The 17,293-nt window shown below is 43.1% G+C and carries 16 protein-coding genes and 1 pseudogene; 7 read left to right on the top strand and 10 right to left on the bottom strand.

From position 1 onward, the window contains the following. Positions 1-38: 38 nt before the first annotated feature. The 7 genes from C2M25_RS05850 to C2M25_RS05820 all read right to left on the bottom strand — a co-directional run bounded on the left by C2M25_RS05850 (position 39) and on the right by C2M25_RS05820 (position 5,263). Positions 39-881, bottom strand: coding sequence for an amidohydrolase family protein (locus C2M25_RS05850; RefSeq protein ID WP_105180669.1), 843 nt, complete (start codon positions 879-881; stop codon positions 39-41). Further along, positions 878-1,603: an SDR family NAD(P)-dependent oxidoreductase gene (locus tag C2M25_RS05845; protein ID WP_105180668.1), complete on the bottom strand. Its 726-nt coding sequence runs from the start codon at positions 1,601-1,603 to the stop codon at positions 878-880. The genes C2M25_RS05850 and C2M25_RS05845 overlap by 4 nt, the downstream gene beginning before the upstream one ends. Before the next feature lie 9 nt (positions 1,604-1,612). Next, positions 1,613-2,101, bottom strand: coding sequence for an FKBP-type peptidyl-prolyl cis-trans isomerase (locus C2M25_RS05840; RefSeq protein ID WP_063701864.1), 489 nt, complete (start codon positions 2,099-2,101; stop codon positions 1,613-1,615). A 64-nt stretch (positions 2,102-2,165) separates the two neighbouring features. Further along, positions 2,166-3,662 (bottom strand): LysM peptidoglycan-binding domain-containing protein, encoded by a 1,497-nt coding sequence (locus tag C2M25_RS05835; protein WP_105180667.1) that lies wholly within the window; start codon positions 3,660-3,662, stop codon positions 2,166-2,168. A 28-nt stretch (positions 3,663-3,690) separates the two neighbouring features. Continuing rightward, the gene (locus tag C2M25_RS05830) at positions 3,691-4,644 is read right to left on the bottom strand and encodes an MBL fold metallo-hydrolase (protein ID WP_234003541.1); all 954 of its coding nucleotides are present in this window, start codon (positions 4,642-4,644) and stop codon (positions 3,691-3,693) included. Positions 4,645-4,745: 101 nt separating this feature from the next. Beyond that, positions 4,746-5,033 (bottom strand): cell division protein ZapA, encoded by a 288-nt coding sequence (locus C2M25_RS05825; RefSeq protein WP_105180665.1) that lies wholly within the window; start codon positions 5,031-5,033, stop codon positions 4,746-4,748. Then, a complete protein-coding gene (locus C2M25_RS05820) occupies positions 5,033-5,263 on the bottom strand; it encodes a hypothetical protein (RefSeq protein WP_054552458.1) in 231 nt (76 codons plus the stop codon). Before C2M25_RS05820 ends, C2M25_RS05825 begins: the two co-directional genes overlap by 1 nt. A gap of 240 nt (positions 5,264-5,503) precedes the next feature. On the opposite strand from C2M25_RS05820, the gene C2M25_RS05815 reads away from it, so the two are divergent. Beyond that, positions 5,504-6,343 (top strand): 23S rRNA (adenine(2030)-N(6))-methyltransferase RlmJ, encoded by an 840-nt coding sequence (locus C2M25_RS05815; RefSeq protein WP_063701860.1) that lies wholly within the window; start codon positions 5,504-5,506, stop codon positions 6,341-6,343. A gap of 55 nt (positions 6,344-6,398) precedes the next feature. Here C2M25_RS05815 and C2M25_RS05810 read toward each other — a convergent pair whose 3' ends face one another. The 3 genes from C2M25_RS05810 to C2M25_RS05800 all read right to left on the bottom strand — a co-directional run bounded on the left by C2M25_RS05810 (position 6,399) and on the right by C2M25_RS05800 (position 8,775). Further along, complete coding sequence (locus tag C2M25_RS05810) at positions 6,399-7,208, bottom strand: META domain-containing protein (protein WP_063701858.1); 810 nt, start codon at positions 7,206-7,208, stop codon at positions 6,399-6,401. A gap of 156 nt (positions 7,209-7,364) precedes the next feature. Next, the gene (locus C2M25_RS05805; RefSeq protein ID WP_063701856.1) at positions 7,365-7,931 is read right to left on the bottom strand and encodes a PhnA domain-containing protein; all 567 of its coding nucleotides are present in this window, start codon (positions 7,929-7,931) and stop codon (positions 7,365-7,367) included. A gap of 79 nt (positions 7,932-8,010) precedes the next feature. Further along, on the bottom strand, positions 8,011-8,775 hold the full coding sequence (locus C2M25_RS05800; protein ID WP_105180664.1) for a substrate-binding periplasmic protein: 765 nt from the start codon (positions 8,773-8,775) through the stop codon (positions 8,011-8,013). Between the two features lie 104 nt (positions 8,776-8,879). Between C2M25_RS05800 and C2M25_RS05795 the strand changes: the two genes are divergently transcribed. The 6 genes and pseudogenes from C2M25_RS05795 to C2M25_RS05770 all read left to right on the top strand — a co-directional run bounded on the left by C2M25_RS05795 (position 8,880) and on the right by C2M25_RS05770 (position 17,200). Beyond that, positions 8,880-10,157 carry an EAL and HDOD domain-containing protein gene (locus tag C2M25_RS05795; protein WP_234003540.1) on the top strand — a complete coding sequence of 426 codons (1,278 nt, stop codon included), beginning with the start codon at positions 8,880-8,882 and terminating at the stop codon, positions 10,155-10,157. 54 nt (positions 10,158-10,211) lie between these two features. Next, the gene (locus C2M25_RS05790) at positions 10,212-10,826 is read left to right on the top strand and encodes a paraquat-inducible protein A (RefSeq protein WP_063701851.1); all 615 of its coding nucleotides are present in this window, start codon (positions 10,212-10,214) and stop codon (positions 10,824-10,826) included. A 43-nt stretch (positions 10,827-10,869) separates the two neighbouring features. Continuing rightward, the gene (locus C2M25_RS05785; protein WP_105175050.1) at positions 10,870-11,223 is read left to right on the top strand and encodes a hypothetical protein; all 354 of its coding nucleotides are present in this window, start codon (positions 10,870-10,872) and stop codon (positions 11,221-11,223) included. A 104-nt stretch (positions 11,224-11,327) separates the two neighbouring features. Beyond that, positions 11,328-12,650, top strand: a complete 1,323-nt coding sequence (locus C2M25_RS05780; RefSeq protein WP_105175049.1) for a TolC family protein — start codon at positions 11,328-11,330, stop codon at positions 12,648-12,650. Further along, the gene (locus tag C2M25_RS05775) at positions 12,643-14,100 is read left to right on the top strand and encodes an efflux RND transporter periplasmic adaptor subunit (protein WP_063701843.1); all 1,458 of its coding nucleotides are present in this window, start codon (positions 12,643-12,645) and stop codon (positions 14,098-14,100) included. The genes C2M25_RS05780 and C2M25_RS05775 overlap by 8 nt, the downstream gene beginning before the upstream one ends. After that, positions 14,097-17,200, top strand: a pseudogene (locus tag C2M25_RS05770) (efflux RND transporter permease subunit). Before C2M25_RS05775 ends, C2M25_RS05770 begins: the two are co-directional and overlap by 4 nt. The last annotated feature ends 93 nt before the right edge of the window (positions 17,201-17,293 follow it).

The following is a 17,293-nucleotide window of genomic DNA, read 5'->3' as shown; positions in this document are numbered from 1 at the left end:
AACCTAAACAGCTTTACTGACCTGAATATAGCTAGTTTTTAAGCAATTAGATAGATTTCGCGGGCGTTTTTATAGCTTAGTTTATGCCATAAACTCGACTGCGAGCACAATGAGTGATAGTGCTGCCAGCAGTTTGTGTAACTGGTATTCATTTGGCAAACAGGGAAATTACTGGCAAACATAACGCGATGTTCACCAAAGTACTTAACTAAATTATTAACCAGCCAAAGGTGTTTGTTTACGACAATTTGCGTGAATTCTAAGCCTGAGAACTTTATCGCGATATTATCGCAGTGGCTGAGTTTAATGATTGCTTCAAGCCATCCTTGCTCATCACTAATAAAGCCTAAATGATTAATCACCACACGTAATGAGGGCAGTGCGATGCAATATTTAATCAGCTGCTCAGTAGCCTGCATGTTTTCAATTTCAAACTGTGCTTCAAAGTGTAAGTTTTCGCCTGCGAGCATGGCTAGGTTGTCTTGGCAGTGAGGAGTTAATAAGCGCTTGGCTTCATCACCTTCGGTTATATCGCGAATACCAACCAAAGATGGATGATCTAATTCATTGAGTGACGCTTCAAAGTGTTTGCTAGATGCGTCAATCGCGCTGTAGCTGATTGCGCGATAGGGAATATCATTTAAGTACGTTGCAAGCCAATTAAGCTCATTCACTGGCGCTTGATTATCAAAGCCAGCTTCAATATGCACCAAGGCTTCTAGTTGAAATGGGCAAGCGGCTTTAAGTTCTGAGCTAGTAATTTGCTTTTTGATTTTATCTAAATTTGGCCAAGGGGGGGGGTTGCTACCTTGTAGCCAAGTGTATTGACCCTCAGTGAGGTTAAAAAAGTGCACATGGGGGTCAATAATTTTGTCGCTCATTGCGTGGTGTATCCACCATCAATACTTTGTAAACTACCAGTAATAAAGCTTGCTTCTGGGCTTATTAAAAAGTTCACCAAAGCAGCAATTTCTTCTGGTTGCCCTAAACGGCCTAGCGGTTGCAGTGCGGCTTCTTCAGCAACAATTTCTGCTTTATCGGCACCACTGCGCTGACAATATGCATCAATCGCATTATGAAACAGTGGTGTTTCTATCGTACCCGGACACACTGCGTTTGCACGAATGTTAAACGCCGCATAATCGAGTGCTGTCGTTTTTGCCATGGAAGCTAGCGCGTGCTTGGTTAGGTTATAAGCAAACGAGTTTGGTTTGCCAATGATTGCCTGATCAGAGGCAACCAATACGATACTGCCGCCTTGCTGGCTTTTCATGCTAGGTAATACAGCTTGAATTGCAGCATAGGCACCTTTCACATTGAGCGCAAACAGGGCATCAAACGTTGCTTCATCGGTATTTTCAATGTTGGCACTTAAATGACGACCCGCATTAGAGACTAAAGCATCAACGCGACCCGTCTCGGCAATAATTTCGGCAATAACCGATTTCACCTGCTGAACATCACTGACATCACAGTAATGATAATTGCCCTCAGACGGGGTGATATCCAAGTTATAAACTGTGTAGGCTTCACGCTCTAAACGCTCAACTACAGCTTTACCAATACCTTTACTGCCACCGGTGACAATTGCAACGTTTGTCATTTTTTACCCTTAGTGGCTATGGCCACAACCGCCTTCACCGTGCACGTGGCCGTGTGATAATTCGTCAGCTGTTGCTTGGCGAACATTGATCACTTCAACATCAAATGTCAGTGTTTTACCAGCAAATGGGTGGTTTAAGTCACAATCTGCATTGAAACGGCCTACTTTAACGATAGTCACTTGGTGACGACCTTGGTTTGAATGAACGATTGCAGTCATACCTGGCTTCCACACTTTTGTGTTGCCTTGTAAGTGCTTAAGAGGAATGCGTTGAATTAGATTATCAACGCGCTCGCCGTAAGATTCGCTAGGTTCAAGTGTTACGCTGAAGTTATCACCAGCCGCTTTACCTTCAAGGGCTTTTTCAAGACCAGGAAGCATGCCTTCAGTGCCATGGATATATGAAAGTGGCTCGCCATCTTTGCTTGATTCGATTTGCTCGCCTGCTTCACTAAGTGTGTAGTGAAATTCAACCACTGCGTCTTTACTGATTTGCATGTTATTTCTCTTTTGAATTTAAAATATAGGCGCTGATTTTACGCTAACCACAATGCGTGAGCAATCAAGGCTTTTTCAATGAGCTTTCGATACCTGACAACATGGCTTCGCTGGCTGGTACTTGCGGCTCAGCGGGTTTTGCTTGCGGTAGGTGCAATGTCAAAATGGTGCCTGGTTTTAAAATGCTGGTGGCACTGAGTTTATTCCACGTTGCAACGTCTTTATGAGGCACGTCGTATAGCTGACTGATACTCCAAATTGAATCACCTGGTTTAACGAGGTAATCAACCGCAATGGTTGCGATAACTTCCTCATGCTGTTCAAGGTAAGGGCTAATATTGTAATCAACCAGTAAAGATTCAGGCATGGTTTGGGGCTGCGATAATCGCAATTGTTCACCGACTTTAATCAGGTTACTTGTTTTACTATTAAGCGCTTTCAGATCCTTTACAGACATATTAAAGCGTCTGGCAATGCCATAAAGCGTATCGTCTTTTTGCACTATATATTCACCAGCAAAGTTGTTGCGAAACAGCTTACTTTGCAGCAAGGTACGGCGCTCCATAGGTAAAAGCAGAGTATGTGGACCATTTGGAGAGCTTTGGTTTTTTAAATATCCTGGATTTAATTTATGGAGCTGGTTATGCCCCACACCTGATAAATTTGCGATGACCGAAAAATCAAATTGCTGGCCGACATCAAATTCAGTGGTGAGTGCTTTATTCGCTAATTTAGGGCGCTTTAAGCCTTGCTCAGGATGCTTAAGTAAATAGCTAAGCGCCAAAAGTTTAGGAATATATTCAGCAGTTTCTTTTGGTAGTGATAATGACCAATAGTCAGTTTTTTTGCCAAGCTTTTTATTTTTTTCGATAGCTTTTTTAACGCGTCCTTCACCACTGTTATAGGCAGCAAGGGCATGCAGCCAGTCACCATCAAAGCGTTTATGTAAGTAACTTAAATAAGCTAAAGCGGCATCAGTTGAAGCGAGTATATCTTGGCGTCCGTCATACCATTGGTCGCTTTGCACACCAAAATGATAAGCTGTCGCACCGACTAGCTGCCAAACACCTACGGCTTGCTCTGATGATCGTATTGTTGGTCTAAAATCACTTTCAACAAAGGGTAATAGGGCCAGCTCCATCGGGAGCTTCTGTTGCTCGATACGTGTGACGATATGATACAAATAGGGTGCCGCACGTTTATTTACTTTAATCAGGTAATTGGGTTGTTTTAAATACCATTTTACTCGTGCAGATGTATGTTTGTTGGTTTGAAATACCAGCGTTAAATTGTTGGCGATATGCTGCCACAGATCTTTTGATCTAGGCTTTGCTAGTGGGGTATTATTGACTGCTATGGGCGCAGCAATAGGACGTGGTTCGACAGCTGTTGAATCGACAAACTCACTAGGTGCTTGCTGGGTTGTTAAATCAGGCTCGTAATGGCTAAAAATCTCCGGCCTTGCCCGTTGTTGTTCTGTTTCTTGCTGAGTTACTTGGCATCCTTGTAAGCCAATAAACAAGCTCAGCAAAAGTAAATATTTCAAACTTACTTGAGCCATATAATAAAATCCTTTTACTATTTTAGCCCTATTTTGACAATTTGCTCTGTTTAAGTCCAGCTTCTAGAAACATAGAAAACGCTCTTTCGCCCACTTCATCAAGTTGGTATTGCTGTTTAACGTCTGAAGGAAAAAGTGGAATTAATTCACTCACTGGTTTATCCGGCGAGGAATTTGTCAGCTCTTTAATGGTTTTCAAAAACTTTAAAGGGAGCGCAAGTTCAGCAGGTGTCAGCGGCTTGCCGTGACCCGGTAAAATAGTTGTCAGTGTGGTATTTTTCTGAATATCTTGCAGTGCGGTTATCCAGCGCGTGAATGTACCATGCCCAGGGTAAGGTAAGCTGTCGACTATATCGCCGCCTAACAGCACGCGACCTTGATCTGCCCTTAAAGTGAGATCGCCCTTAGTATGCGCTTGGTAAGGTGTAATAACGACGGGGTAGTTACCAAGGTTTAGCTGTGTTGACTCAGTAATGCTAATAGCTGGCGGGTTTAAGGTGAGCTCTCGCCAGCGAAATAAGCGCTTTTTTGCAAGTTCAAGTTTGTCGCGCCAAATAGCTTGTTGATTTTCAGGTTGATTGGCAAGCCGTTGATAGCTGAGCTCAATGCTTTTTTCATAGCCATCTAATTTATCTGTCAATGCTTGCTGCATTGCTGAAAACTCAGTCGCTACTTGCTGATGTACAATGAGTTTAGCTTCAGGGAACTCAGCTTGTAAAACGGCCAAGCCTAGCAGATGATCATCATGATAATGACTCGCCACTAAATAACATAATGGTGTTTTTAAGCGTTCTTTTAGCTGCTCAGCGAGCTTTTCTACTTCGGCAAAGTTACCACTGGCATCAAACATTAAGGCACATTCTTTACCCTCTATCAGCACTTGATTCGAATCGTAAAAACGCAGCTTATTTTGTTGTTGTAGAAATTGGATTTCAGGCGTGATGCTATGCCAGCTAACGCTTGCTTGGGCGCTATAGCTCATGAAAAGACAGATCAAAAAAGCACAAAATCGCATGGTGTTTAGCTCGAATAGGTGTCAGTGCAGTTGATTGTAAACAAAAAAAGCGCCAGATGCGCTTTTTTCTAAATACTAAGGTGTTGGCTGAGCTTATCTATTAAGCTGTCATGTTGTTGCTCTTGTTCTGCTTGTTGCGATTTAACTTCAAGCAATTCATGACTTAGATGTAATGCTGCCATTAGCAATGCTTTTTGGTCATTGCGAACCGATGAGCGTTGTTTCATTTGCTCCACTAAGTCATTCAAATTTTGTGCAGCAGCAACTAGGGCATGCTCTTGCCCTGATGGGCAAGAGAACTCATGCTCTTTACCTAGTAGCTCTACGGTGACCCGCTGACTTTGTGGGCTGCTCATTAGCTAGCCTGTTGAACGCTTTGCAATTTCTCTAGCAGGCCAGTCAATGTGCTGCTTGTATCTTTTTGTTTCTCTTCGTTTTCTAGTACTTCAAGTTGCAGAGTTTCGTTCTCATCTAAAAGCTTAGCGGTTTGTTCTTGTAGGCTTTTAACTTCACTTTCAAGTTCGCTGTTGCGAAGGATTAATTTGTCGATCAGTTGTTCGAGTTGGGAAAGGGTTTCGTTATTCATAAATGCGCTCATAAAACTGTGATTATTGTCATGCAAATGTAAAGGAAAGTGTCTTGATATGCCAGCATTTACGGCCTTTTTAGGGGGTTTTTATTTATTATTAAGGTGTAATTCAGCGTAGCGGCTTTTTTATTCATTTTTGATTCACGAAAGCGCCAGATCCTAGGATCATTTTCTGTTTATCATGTACAATATGGCCATTCATTTTTAATGCAGTTTTGCATTTGGCGACTTATAAATATGCTTAGTTATCGACACTCTTTTCATGCAGGTAACCCTGCTGATGTGCTAAAACATCTTGTTCTAGCTGAAGTTCTTAAATACCAAACAATTAAAGATAAACCACTTGATTATGTGGACACCCACTCAGGTGCTGGCTTTTTTGAACTTGCAGGCAGTGATGCACAAAAAACACAAGAGTATTTGGATGGGATTGCTAAGCTTTGGCAGCACAACAGTGAGCATGATGCACTTAATGAGTATATTGAGCTGATAAAATCATTTAACTCACATGGTAATTTAGATTTTTACCCAGGTTCGCCAAAAATTGCAGAGCACTTTTTACGTCGCCAAGATAACGGGTGGTTCTTTGAGTTGCATCCACGTGACTTACAGTTACTGCAAGACAACATGAAAGGTAAGCGTTCTATTCGCGTACGTGGTGAAAACGGCTTTCAAGGCTTAATTGGTTTATTACCACCAGCATCACGCCGGGCTTGCGTGCTTATTGACCCTCCATACGAAATTAAAAACGATTACGACACGGTCGTTAATACCCTTGTTAAAGCACATAAACGCTTTGCAACTGGAACATACATGATTTGGTATCCGGTTGTAGACCGTGAACGAATTGACCGAATGGAAGCGGGTTTAATCGCTTCGGGTATGCGTAACATTCAGCTTTTTGAACTCGCAACAGAGGCCGATACCGACGTTCATGGTATGACAGCATCGGGTATGATAGTGATCAACCCGCCATGGAAATTAAAGCAAACAATGGATGCGGTATTACCTGAGCTTGTTTCATTACTAAGCGATAGCAGTGGTTTTTATCGCAGCGAACAACTAGTTGAAGAATAATTTTTTCAATACAAAAACGCCCAGCATTTGCTGGGCGTTTTTGATTTAACTGTTGTTAATTCATGTAAGTTGCTGCGAAGGTTGCAAGCGGCTCATTACTATCATCTAACAAGGTTAACTGTTCCCCATTGATAGAGTACTTAGCCGTTGCTGCAAGTGCTGCAGACATGGCTGCTTCAATATCCATTTGTGATACACACATTTTTTTGGTGCTTGCTAATGGGTTGAATGTAAGCGTCTGCTCGTTAACCTCGTAACTGCCTGAGAAGTTATTACACCCTAAATAACCATTGGTTGAACCATCGTCTTTAAACTGCACGAAAGGTTCTTTATTTTCAACGGTGATTGCTTCTCCGCTGATGGTAACGGCTTTCCAATACGTATTAGTCAAAGTAACGTCTGGTTTTTTCGCTGATACTTTAGTCACAGTCACCTTATACACATCACCCGTCACATCTTCAGCAAATGGATTATTGTGAGTGGTGCTGATGTAAAGTAATTTACCTTGATTCTCAATGCGTGCACTCACACCATAGCGGTGACGGTCAGCAATTTTACTTTCGTCATATTCAAGTGCCACGTTATATGGCGGCGCGCCATTTAATTCAATTTCTTGTTCGCTGATAACGTCAGCTTTGGCATCCATTTTTGATACATCAGCAAGTTGTACTTTTAATACTGAACCTGGTGGCAGCATGCTGCGATCTAAATAAGTAACCTGTGTATTAAGGGTTTTCATTGTTGATTGCTCAGCCTGTGGTGCGGCAGAGTCTTCACCACAACCTGTTAATACTAAGCTGCTCCCTAAGATCATTAAACTGCATAGAGAAGCGCGTTTGAAAGATGAGATGGTATCCGAAGCCATGATTGTTTCCTTGCGTTTTAGGGTTATGCGTCTTTGTTATTGAGTTAGCATAAAGTTCGCTGACTTAATCATAGCTTAATTAACAAAAAATGGGCACTAGGCCCATTTTCTTAATAACGAATCGCTTAAGAGAAATAAAGCGAATTAAAGTAATCGTTACTTTTTCACGTATTTGGTAAGAATAACAATGCGTTGCCCTTCAACACGGCCTTCAATGTGTTCAGGGTTGCTCGTTAAGCCAATGTTTCTAACTGCGGTGCCGCGCTTAGCAACAAGGCTGCTACCTTTCACATCAAGATCTTTAATAAGTGTCACAGTGTCACCTGCTTGTAGCACAACACCATTACTGTCGATGTGTTTAATATCGTCATCTTCAGCTAGGGCTGTTTGCGCCCACTTTAGTGTGTCTTCTTCAAGATAAATCATATCGAGTGCGTCTTGTGCCCAACCGTTATCAGCAGCTAAACGCTTCAACATGCGATAAGCCACAACTTGTACAGCCGGTGTTTGACTCCACATGCTGTCGTTCAAGCAATGCCAGTGGTTTGCAGTTAAATCAGCATTATTTTCAATTTGATCTTTACAGGTTTGGCAAACGTAAATGCATTTATCAGAATGAGCCTCTGTAACAGGTGGCACTTCGTAAACAGATAGATTATCTGTATTAGTGCAAAGTTCACATTGGTTATTACTGCGTTCGATTAGGGCTTGTTCAATGCTCATAGGAGGCTCTTTTAGTTAACAAGGTAAGAAAAACAGCGCGCATTATAGCAAAAGCAGGTCCAAAGCGGAATATCCCTAATTATTGTAGGGGTATGCTTTTTGTGTATTTATTGATTATGGCATCTAAGCGGCCAGAATTATTAAGTTCTTTGATTGCTGTATTTATTTTTGGTAACAATGACTGATGCTCACTGCGCAGGCGAATTTTTAGATTACCTAGCGAATGTAATGCACCAAAGCTGATATCTGCATCAAATTGCTCAGCCCAATATAATGCTGGCAGTTTATCAATTATGACGACCTCAATTCGTTGCATTTTTAACGCCTGAATGAGTTGTTGTTCAGAGTGAAAATCAACCCGTTTAAAGCGGTTATCGTCATAATAGTAATAACCTAAAACAGTCCCTACGGGTTGATTACGAATACTGTTGAGTTGCTGCCATTGAGCCACCGAGCTTTTTAAGCTCACTAGATACTCTTCAACGGCAAACAGGGTGTCTGAGTAACTAAACTGTGGATTTTGTTTTTCTGCCTGGCTCAGCCATTCGGGACTTATGACATCAAAGTCGATATGTCCTTGGTGAAGGTATTTAACGGTTCGTTTTGCAGGAAGCTCGACATGCTGCACTTGAATATCAGCAAGCAGCATAACTTGCTTGATAATTTCAGGAAGTATCCCTGGGTTGCTTTTATCATTAATATAGTAAGGATAGTAGTTCCCAGAGCCGGTTACATTGTATTTCAGTACAGGTTGCTGCTCAGCCAAAACTACGTGAGTAATAAAGAGTAAAATTAAGAAAATCGAGTTAGAGAAGCGCAATGGTCTGATTGAATTCGTTTTCATGTACCTAGTTTGGTTGGTTTTTTGTTTTTTAGCAAGGCAAACATCTTTCACTATACTAATAACAATAGTAATGTGGAGATAGCCACATCTAAGTGAGAAGTTGAATGTCAGAATTAAGTATGGAAGGTAACAAAAGTCAGAGCATGACTCAGTATATAGCCCGGCAGCCAATATTTAATGCTGATAGAAGTTTATATGCTTACGAATTATTGTATAGAGAATCGAGTGATAATGTCTTTCCGGTAGGCACCAGTGATGGTCAAGCAACGGGACGGCTGTTTTTTAACGCGTTAATGTTGATGGGACTCGAAAAACTAACGGGCTTTCAGCCTGCTTTTATCAACCTATCGACCGACGCTATTTTGGATGACTTCCCTAAGCTTTTACAACCACGCAGTGCGGTTATCGAAATAGTCGAGCGGGCTACCAGTATTCCAAAAGTAGTGAATCGCGTTAAGCAGTTAAAACAAGAAGGTTACTTGTTCGCGCTTGATGATTACGATGGCACAGATAAATGGCAAGATATTTTACCTTTAATGGATTTTATCAAGCTTGAAGTCACGCAGCCGATTATCAAAACCAACATGATGATCAAAAAGCTCAAACGCAGCTTCCCAGAGACCACCATCATAGTTGAACGCATTGAAACCTATGAAGACTTTAAGCAGTTAAAAGCGGCAGGTTGCGACCTGTTTCAAGGCTACTTTTTTGCCAAGCCAGAGCTTTTAAGTTTTGGTAATGTTGAACCATCAAAAGTTGCCGTGCTTGAATTACTTAACTGTACTGCGCAAACAGATTTAAATTTTGATGCAATTCAACAACGGGTTGCTAAAGATATTGGCCTTACTGCACGTATTTTAAAATTAGTAAATGCACGTATAAGCAGTGGTCAGCAAACAATTCGCTCGATTTCGCAAGCGGTTATTTATCTCGGTGAAGATGCGATTAGACAATTTGTGCGGGTATTAGCGCTCAGCGAATTAGGTAATGATAAACCGCAAGAGCTGACCAAACTTGGTTTAACAAGAGCTAAATTTATTGCGTTGATGCTTGAACCAGGCGGTAAAGACCTCGCTGAGCAAGGCTATTTAGTTGGCTTACTCTCTGTTTTAGATGCAATTTTAGATATGGAGCTAGATATCATTGCCAAAGAGTTTTCGCTGGGTAGTGAGCTTTCGAGTGCACTATTAAACTTTAATGGCATGCAAGGTGCGAGCTTACAGCTGGTTAAAGCAATGGAAGAAGAGCAGTGGCACATAGCCCATGAGCTACTCATGATGATCCGCCCTGCGTCAAAAATGGATGTGGTTTTTCAAGCTATGTATGATGCTCGAGCTTATGCCGATGAAGTGTTTGAGAGCTTATCATCGGTTACAGACTAAACCCGCGGAGTTCGTTATGATGCGGGCTCTGAGTATTAAAAAGGTTTGTAACTAATGCGTGTTGTTTTTCCAGTACTGGCTATTTTAATTGCCTTGGCGTTACTAATTCCCGGTGTAACCCAGCCTGTGCTCACCCTTGAAGGAAAAATTGATAAATCTAAGCTTGCCAAAACAGGTATTGAAATGATTGCTGATGAAGGCGATCGCAATACGCGTAGTGTACTAATGATGGCATCAAGCATGTTGGGGCTTGATAAGCTTGAAGGCGAAATCGATGCCTACAAAAAAACGCGCAGCATTTGGGGCACCGTAAATGAGCTTGCTAATAACAAAAACTACCTTGTTGCCGCGCTTGTTGCAGTGTTCTCAATTGTCATTCCCACTTTAAAACTCCTGATGCAATTGCTTTACTGTTTTTTACCTGTGAATAGATTTAAGCATTTGCTCGGTCAACTCATACAGGGCCTAAGTAAATGGAGCATGGTTGATGTGTTTGTGATTGCATTGATCGTGGCCTATTTAGCAGGTAATGCCGATGGGCAAATGGGCGAGCTGATTAAAATGCATGCCGAATTAGGTGATGGGTTTTGGTATTTTACTGGTTATTGCCTATTTGCTATAGCTGCCAGCAGTAGCATAAAAATAGATAAGCCCTTGTCGAGCGCGTAAATTTCGGGCTACAATTTGGGCAAATAATGTTTAAGGTATGATGATGACGCGACTTTCAAGCTACTTATTGATAGCTATGATGCTGCTCACGTTTGTGGGTCAGTCAGTTGCGTCTGTTGCTATGGTATGTGATATGCCACATGCCAGCATGCAAATGGACCATCATGCTAATATGAATGCTGACAGCGACATGAGTGATATGGATTGTTGCCATGAAGATGCAATGGATAACAGCGATTGTGCGTGTCCGTTCAATGCCTGTACAGCTCACTCACTCCTGCCGTTAAATGATTTAGTTGTTAAATCAATTAAGCAATCAGAAAAAGTCACCGTGTTAGGCGCCAGCCAGCTGAGTTTCCGCGTCAGTTCTTTATATCGTCCACCTATTACTGCTTAAGCAGGATAGGTCTGTCTAAAATTCAGTAAAACGCTGAAATACACCTCATTCTGCAACCAAAATCTATTGTTTTTTAACCATTTTTAAGATTTTTGGAGCATGTGATGATTCACAGCAAATTGATTAAGGCGCTTTCTCTAGGCGCAGTATTGATAACCTCAAGTTTAGTGAAAGCAGAGCCGTTGGCACTCAATCAGGTGATTGATTATGCATTGACTCACGAGCCTTGGTTACAGGCAAATAAATACCAGCAACAGGCGATAGAAGCACAAAGCATTGCCGCCGGTACCTTGCCAGATCCAGTGTTAACTGTTGGACTTATGAACTTACCAACCGATGGCTTTGCCTTTGACCAAGAGGGTATGACGCAATTCAAAGTGGGCTTGTCTCAGCAATTTAGCCGAGGTGATAGTCTTGCCTTACAGCAACAAGCTTTAAAACAATCGGCTGAGCAATATCCTTGGCTTAGAGCTGACCGCCAAGCACAGGTTAAAGCCATTGTTAGCGAAGCATGGCTAAATGCTTATCGCGCACAAAAAAGCATTCAACTGATCAACCAAGATAAAGCCTTATTTAATCAGCTTATTGATATTACAGAAGCAAGCTATGCCAATACACTTGGTGCGACTCGCCAGCAGGATATTATTCGCGCTCAGCTAGAGCTGACTCGGCTTGAAGATAAGCTGGTGATGTTAGAGCAACAGTTTGATAGTGCCAAAAAGCGACTAGCTCAATGGCTACCTATTGAAATGCTAAACGGTGCAGTGAGCGATGAAAACACCAAGGTGACCGCAGTTATGGCTTATCAAGAGCTTGCACCATCGGGGGTGACTGAAGTGCTGATGAATCACCCGGCAATTATCGCTATTGATCATGCTATGCGTGCTAAAAACACTCAAGTGCAAGTGGCGAAAGAAGCGTATAAACCGCAATTTGGTATGAACCTTGGTTATGGCTATCGTGATGATACCCCGATGGGTGACTCTCGCGCTGACTTATTCTCTATTGGGGTGAGTGTTGATTTACCGCTGTTTACTGATAACCGCCAAGATCAACAAGTTAATGCCGCAATAGCTAATGCCGAGGCGGTAAAAACCAACAAGCTTATTACCCTGCAAAAACTGCAAGGTCAGTATTTTAAAGAGCTTAGCCAATTAAGCCGACTTGCTCAGCGCAAAGCGCTGTATCAACAGCAGCTATTACCGCAAATGGCAGAGCAAGCGGAGGCGACGTTAAATGCTTACACCAATGATGATGGTGACTTTTCAGAAGTGATGCGCGCACGCATTAGCGAACTTAACGCGAAAATTGATGCATTAAACATCGAAATTGATAAACAAATAACCCTCGCTCGCCTTAATTATTACGCAGCAGCAAAAGATAACCAAATAAATGCAGCACAAAGCCAAGGAGCTAGCAATGAATAACACAGTGAAATTAGTTATCGCTTTGGCGGTAGGTGCAGCATTGGCAACGGCTGTAAATAAATTGGCTGAGCCAGAGCATGAACAAATGCCAAGCGCTGAGAAAAAGCCGCTATATTGGGTGGCGCCTATGGACAGCAATTACCGCCGTGATGAACCGGGTTTATCACCAATGGGTATGGAATTAGTGCCCGTTTATGAAGAGCAAAGTAGCGCTGAAGACAGCCCGGGTACTGTGAGAATCTCACCAGCAGTCGTTAATAACTTAGGGGTAAGAACAGCACCCGTAAGGTTTAAATCATTACAAACGACGGTTGATACGGTTGGCTATGTGCAATACGACCAAGACCAACTCGTGCATATTCACCCTCGTGTCGAAGGGTGGATAGAAACCTTATATGTAAAAGCCGCTGGTGACCAAGTTAAGCAAGGCGAACCACTTTATACCTTGTATTCTCCACAGCTAGTAAATGCGCAAGAAGAGCTACTGCTTGCCCTTAAACGTAACAATGCAGTGCTTATACGTGCGGCAAAAGCACGCTTAGCCTCACTGAATGTTTCTGACGATTTTATTGCGCGATTAGAGCAAAGCCAAAAGGTTAGGCAAAACATTACCTTTTATGCCAAGCAAAGTGGCGTACTGGATGAGCTAAATATCCGCGAAGGTTTCTTTGTGAAACCAGGCACAACCATGATGAGTATTGCTCACTTAGAAGAGGTGTGGGTTGAGGCTGAAGTTTTTGAGCGCCAAGCAGGGCTTATTCATAAAGGCTTGCCAGTGACGATGAGCTTAGATTACTTACCGGGCAAACGCTGGCAAGGCAAGGTCGATTATATTTACCCAACCCTTGATGAGAAAAACCGTACCCTGCGCGTGCGTTTACGCTTTGCTAACCAAGATGGCTTACTCAAACCGAATATGTTTGCTGAAGTGAGCATTACTACTAAGCCAACTGAGCCGCAATTAGTGATAGCCAAAGAAGCGGTGATCCGCACAGGTAGCCAAGACCGTGTCGTGATTGATTTAGGTGAAGGTCGCTTTAAATCAGTGGCTGTGACGCTAGGCCGTAGTGATAATCATGATGTCGAAATTTTATCAGGCTTATTGAAAGACGATAACGTTGTGGTTTCAGCGCAGTTCTTAATAGATTCCGAATCAAGTAAGAGTTCTGACTTTATGCGTATGCAAGAACCTGATAGCGATAGCGCAATGGTAAATGGCGTGATCAACAGCATTGACCGTGAAGCCAGAACGGCCGTGATCAGCCGCGAAGCCATCCCTAAGTGGGGCCGCGGGGCTGCAACTATGGAATTTCATTTCTCGCCGCGCATCGATATGTCTAGTTTGCAAAGCGATGATGAAGTGCATTTTACCTTTAAATTGGTGGACGGTGAGTTTGTGATTTTTGACATCATGACAATGAGCCACCCTATGCAAGGAGAAATGCAATGATAGCTGCCGTGATCCGTTGGTCAGTCGGTAATCGCTTCTTTGTATTACTGCTGTCTTTAATGTTGGCAGGCTTTGGGGTTTTTTCTTTAAAGAATACCCCAGTGGATGCCTTGCCTGACTTATCTGATATACAGGTTATTGTAAAAACGTCTTATCCAGGACAAGCGCCACAAGTGGTGCAAGACCAAGTAACGTTTCCGATCACCACGGCCATGTTGTCGGTGCCGGGTGCTGAAACGGTAAGGGGCTTTTCGTTTTTTGGAGACTCTTATGTATACGTTATTTTTAATGAAGACTCCGACCTTTACTGGGCCCGTAGTCGGGTGCAAGAGTATTTGAGTCAAGTAAGTGCTCGCTTACCGGATTCAGCAAGGCCTGAACTTGGCCCTGATGCGACAGGGGTGGGTTGGATTTACTTGTATGCGCTGGTGGATAAAACCGGTAAGCACGATATTAGCCAGCTACGAAGCCTGCAAGATTGGTTTTTAAAGTTTGAGCTGCAGACTGTGCCGGGCGTATCAGAAGTAGCGTCTGTTGGCGGTATGGTTAAGCAGTATCAGGTGAATGTCGACCCCGATAAATTGCGTGCTTATGGTATTCCGCTAAGTTTAATTCAAACAGCAATTAAGCAAGGTAACCAAGAGCGTGGTGCTTCTGTGGTCGAAATGGCAGAAGCAGAATACATGGTATCGAGCACAGGTTACATCAAAAGTGTCGTCGATTTAGAGGCTATTCCGCTGGGTACTAATGCCAATGGCACGCCACTGCAATTACGCGATGTGGCTGATATAAAACTTGGGCCGCAAATGCGCCGTGGTATTGCCGAGCTTAACGGCGAGGGCGAAGTAACTGGTGGTGTGGTGGTGATGCGCTTTGGAGAAAACGCCGAAGCAACCATCAAACTAGTAAAAGAGAAGCTAGAGTCGCTCAAAAAAGGCTTGCCTGAGGGGGTTGAAATCATCCCAGTGTACGACCGCTCAAACCTTATACCCAAGCGCTTGATAACTTAAGCTCAAAGTTAATTGAAGAATTAATTGTCGTGGCCTTAGTGTGTGTGGTGTTTTTATTCCATATACGCTCATCGATCGTAGCCATTATCACGCTGCCAATGGGTATTTTAACGGCTTTTGTAGTTATGTATTGGCAAGGTATAAACGCTAATATCATGTCGCTTGGTGGGATAGCGATTGCTATTGGTGCAATGACAGATGGTGCTATCGTGATGATAGAAAATATGCATAAGCATATGGAGAAAACCCCTCTGACCGATGAAAACCGCTGGCAAGTGGTGATGGACTCAGCCGCAGAAGTCGGGCCCGCGTTATTCTTTAGTTTATTAATTATTACCGTCAGCTTTATGCCAGTGTTTATTCTTGAAGCTCAAGAAGGACGTATGTTCTCGCCACTGGCTTATACAAAAACCTATGCAATGGCGGCCTCCGCTGGTTTAGCGATTACACTGGTGCCGGTATTAATGGGCTACTTTATTCGCGGTAAGGTTATTTCGGAGCAGAAAAACCCAGTAAACCGCTTATTAGTGGCAGCCTATAAACCCTTGTTAAATGCAGTATTAAAAGCGCCGAAAACAACATTGGTACTGGCCTTAGTGTTGGCTGCTGTTGGCTTTTATCCGGTTAATAAAATTGGTAGTGAGTTTATTCCTCCTCTTGATGAGGGCGACTTAATGTATATGCCAACTACTTACCCGGGTATTTCAATAGGTAAGGCCCGTGAAATCTTACAGCAGACTGATAAGTTAATTGCTAGTGTGCCAGAGGTCGAGTCGGTGTTTGGTAAGGTAGGTCGTGCGGATACTGCAACAGATCCGGCTCCACTCACCATGATCGAAACTTTTATTCAGTTAAAGCCAAAGTCACAGTGGCGCGAGGGTATGACAACCGAGAAACTGAAAAAAGAGCTCGATAATCTGGTTAAGTTCCCAGGGCTTACCAATGCGTGGGTTATGCCAATCAAAACACGAATCGACATGCTTGCCACTGGTATTAAAACGCCTGTGGGGATCAAGGTAGCAGGGCCAAAGCTGAGTGAAATTCAAAAAATCGGTGAGCAAATTGAAGTCATATTAAAAGACTTACCGGGCACAGCTTCGGTTTACTCAGAGCGGGTTGCCGGTGGTCGCTACATCAAAGTCGATATCAACCGTGAAAAAGCAGCGCGTTATGGTTTGAACATTGCTGATGTGCAACAGGTAGTTGCCACCGCTATCGGTGGTATGAATGTGACCGAAACGGTTGAAGGACAAGAGCGGTACCCAGTTAACTTGCGTTACCCGCAAGATTATCGCGACTCGCCAGAGGAGCTTAAGTTGTTACCGATTGTGACGCCAAACGGACAGCGTATCGCATTGGCTGATGTTGCCCATGTCTTCATCGAAGATGGCCCACCGGGTATTAAAAGTGAAAATGCACGTATTAATGGCTGGAGCTTAATCGACATTGAAGGCAGTGATATCGGCAGTTATGTTGAGCGTGCGCAACAAGCGCTGCATGAGCAACTCGAGCTACCTGCTGGTTACTCAATTACGTGGGCGGGGCAATATGAATACATGGAGCGCGCAAAAGCTAAACTCAGTTATGTATTGCCACTCACCTTGGCAATCATTGTGGTGTTGCTATACCTCAATTTTAGAAGCTTTATTGAGGTGGCAATGATCATGCTGACCTTACCGCTTGCAATGATAGGGGGTATTTGGCTGATGTACCTTGAAGGTTTTAACTTCTCGGTTGCTGTTGGGGTTGGTTTTATTGCCTTAGCAGGAGTTGCCGTAGAAATTGGCGTGATCATGCTGGTTTATCTCAACCAAGCGTATCAAGATGCCAAAGCGCAATCATCGCAGTTTACGGTTACAGAGCTGCGCCAAGCAATCATCAATGGTGCTGGCCTTCGGGTTAGGCCTGTAATGATGACAGTTGCCACTATTATCATTGGGTTACTGCCGGTGCTTTATGGCACTGGAACGGGTAGTGAGGTGATGAGCCGAATAGCCGCGCCTATGGTCGGCGGGATGCTCAGTGCCATAGTTTTAACGCTACTTGTGTTACCTGCGCTTTATTTTATATGGCGTAAACGCGACCTATAAAATTTACAGTCAGTGTGTAACTTGTGCGCTTTTAATTGCTGCAAGTTACACATTTTATTTTTAACTTATTGATAATTGGTTTGTTTGTAGCTG

It is taken from the genome of Pseudoalteromonas sp. T1lg21, from assembly GCF_002964625.1.
GTDB lineage: Bacteria > Pseudomonadota > Gammaproteobacteria > Enterobacterales > Alteromonadaceae > Pseudoalteromonas > Pseudoalteromonas gelatinilytica.
Note: the sequence above shows the minus strand (reverse complement) of the source record. Positions and strands in the feature narration are given on the sequence as shown.

Excerpts from the sequence above, each read along its gene's own strand:
- C2M25_RS05850 (WP_105180669.1), bottom strand. The coding sequence starts at position 881 with ATGAGCGACAAAATTATTGACCCCCATGTGCACTTTTTTAACCTCACT.
- C2M25_RS05845 (WP_105180668.1), bottom strand. The coding sequence starts at position 1,603 with ATGACAAACGTTGCAATTGTCACCGGTGGCAGTAAAGGTATTGGTAAA.
- C2M25_RS05840 (WP_063701864.1), bottom strand. The coding sequence starts at position 2,101 with ATGCAAATCAGTAAAGACGCAGTGGTTGAATTTCACTACACACTTAGT.
- C2M25_RS05835 (WP_105180667.1), bottom strand. The coding sequence starts at position 3,662 with ATGGCTCAAGTAAGTTTGAAATATTTACTTTTGCTGAGCTTGTTTATT.
- C2M25_RS05830 (WP_234003541.1), bottom strand. The coding sequence starts at position 4,644 with ATGAGCTATAGCGCCCAAGCAAGCGTTAGCTGGCATAGCATCACGCCT.
- C2M25_RS05825 (WP_105180665.1), bottom strand. The coding sequence starts at position 5,033 with ATGAGCAGCCCACAAAGTCAGCGGGTCACCGTAGAGCTACTAGGTAAA.
- C2M25_RS05820 (WP_054552458.1), bottom strand. The coding sequence starts at position 5,263 with ATGAATAACGAAACCCTTTCCCAACTCGAACAACTGATCGACAAATTA.
- C2M25_RS05815 (WP_063701860.1), top strand. The coding sequence starts at position 5,504 with ATGCTTAGTTATCGACACTCTTTTCATGCAGGTAACCCTGCTGATGTG.
- C2M25_RS05810 (WP_063701858.1), bottom strand. The coding sequence starts at position 7,208 with ATGGCTTCGGATACCATCTCATCTTTCAAACGCGCTTCTCTATGCAGT.
- C2M25_RS05805 (WP_063701856.1), bottom strand. The coding sequence starts at position 7,931 with ATGAGCATTGAACAAGCCCTAATCGAACGCAGTAATAACCAATGTGAA.
- C2M25_RS05800 (WP_105180664.1), bottom strand. The coding sequence starts at position 8,775 with ATGAAAACGAATTCAATCAGACCATTGCGCTTCTCTAACTCGATTTTC.
- C2M25_RS05795 (WP_234003540.1), top strand. The coding sequence starts at position 8,880 with ATGTCAGAATTAAGTATGGAAGGTAACAAAAGTCAGAGCATGACTCAG.
- C2M25_RS05790 (WP_063701851.1), top strand. The coding sequence starts at position 10,212 with ATGCGTGTTGTTTTTCCAGTACTGGCTATTTTAATTGCCTTGGCGTTA.
- C2M25_RS05785 (WP_105175050.1), top strand. The coding sequence starts at position 10,870 with ATGACGCGACTTTCAAGCTACTTATTGATAGCTATGATGCTGCTCACG.
- C2M25_RS05780 (WP_105175049.1), top strand. The coding sequence starts at position 11,328 with ATGATTCACAGCAAATTGATTAAGGCGCTTTCTCTAGGCGCAGTATTG.
- C2M25_RS05775 (WP_063701843.1), top strand. The coding sequence starts at position 12,643 with ATGAATAACACAGTGAAATTAGTTATCGCTTTGGCGGTAGGTGCAGCA.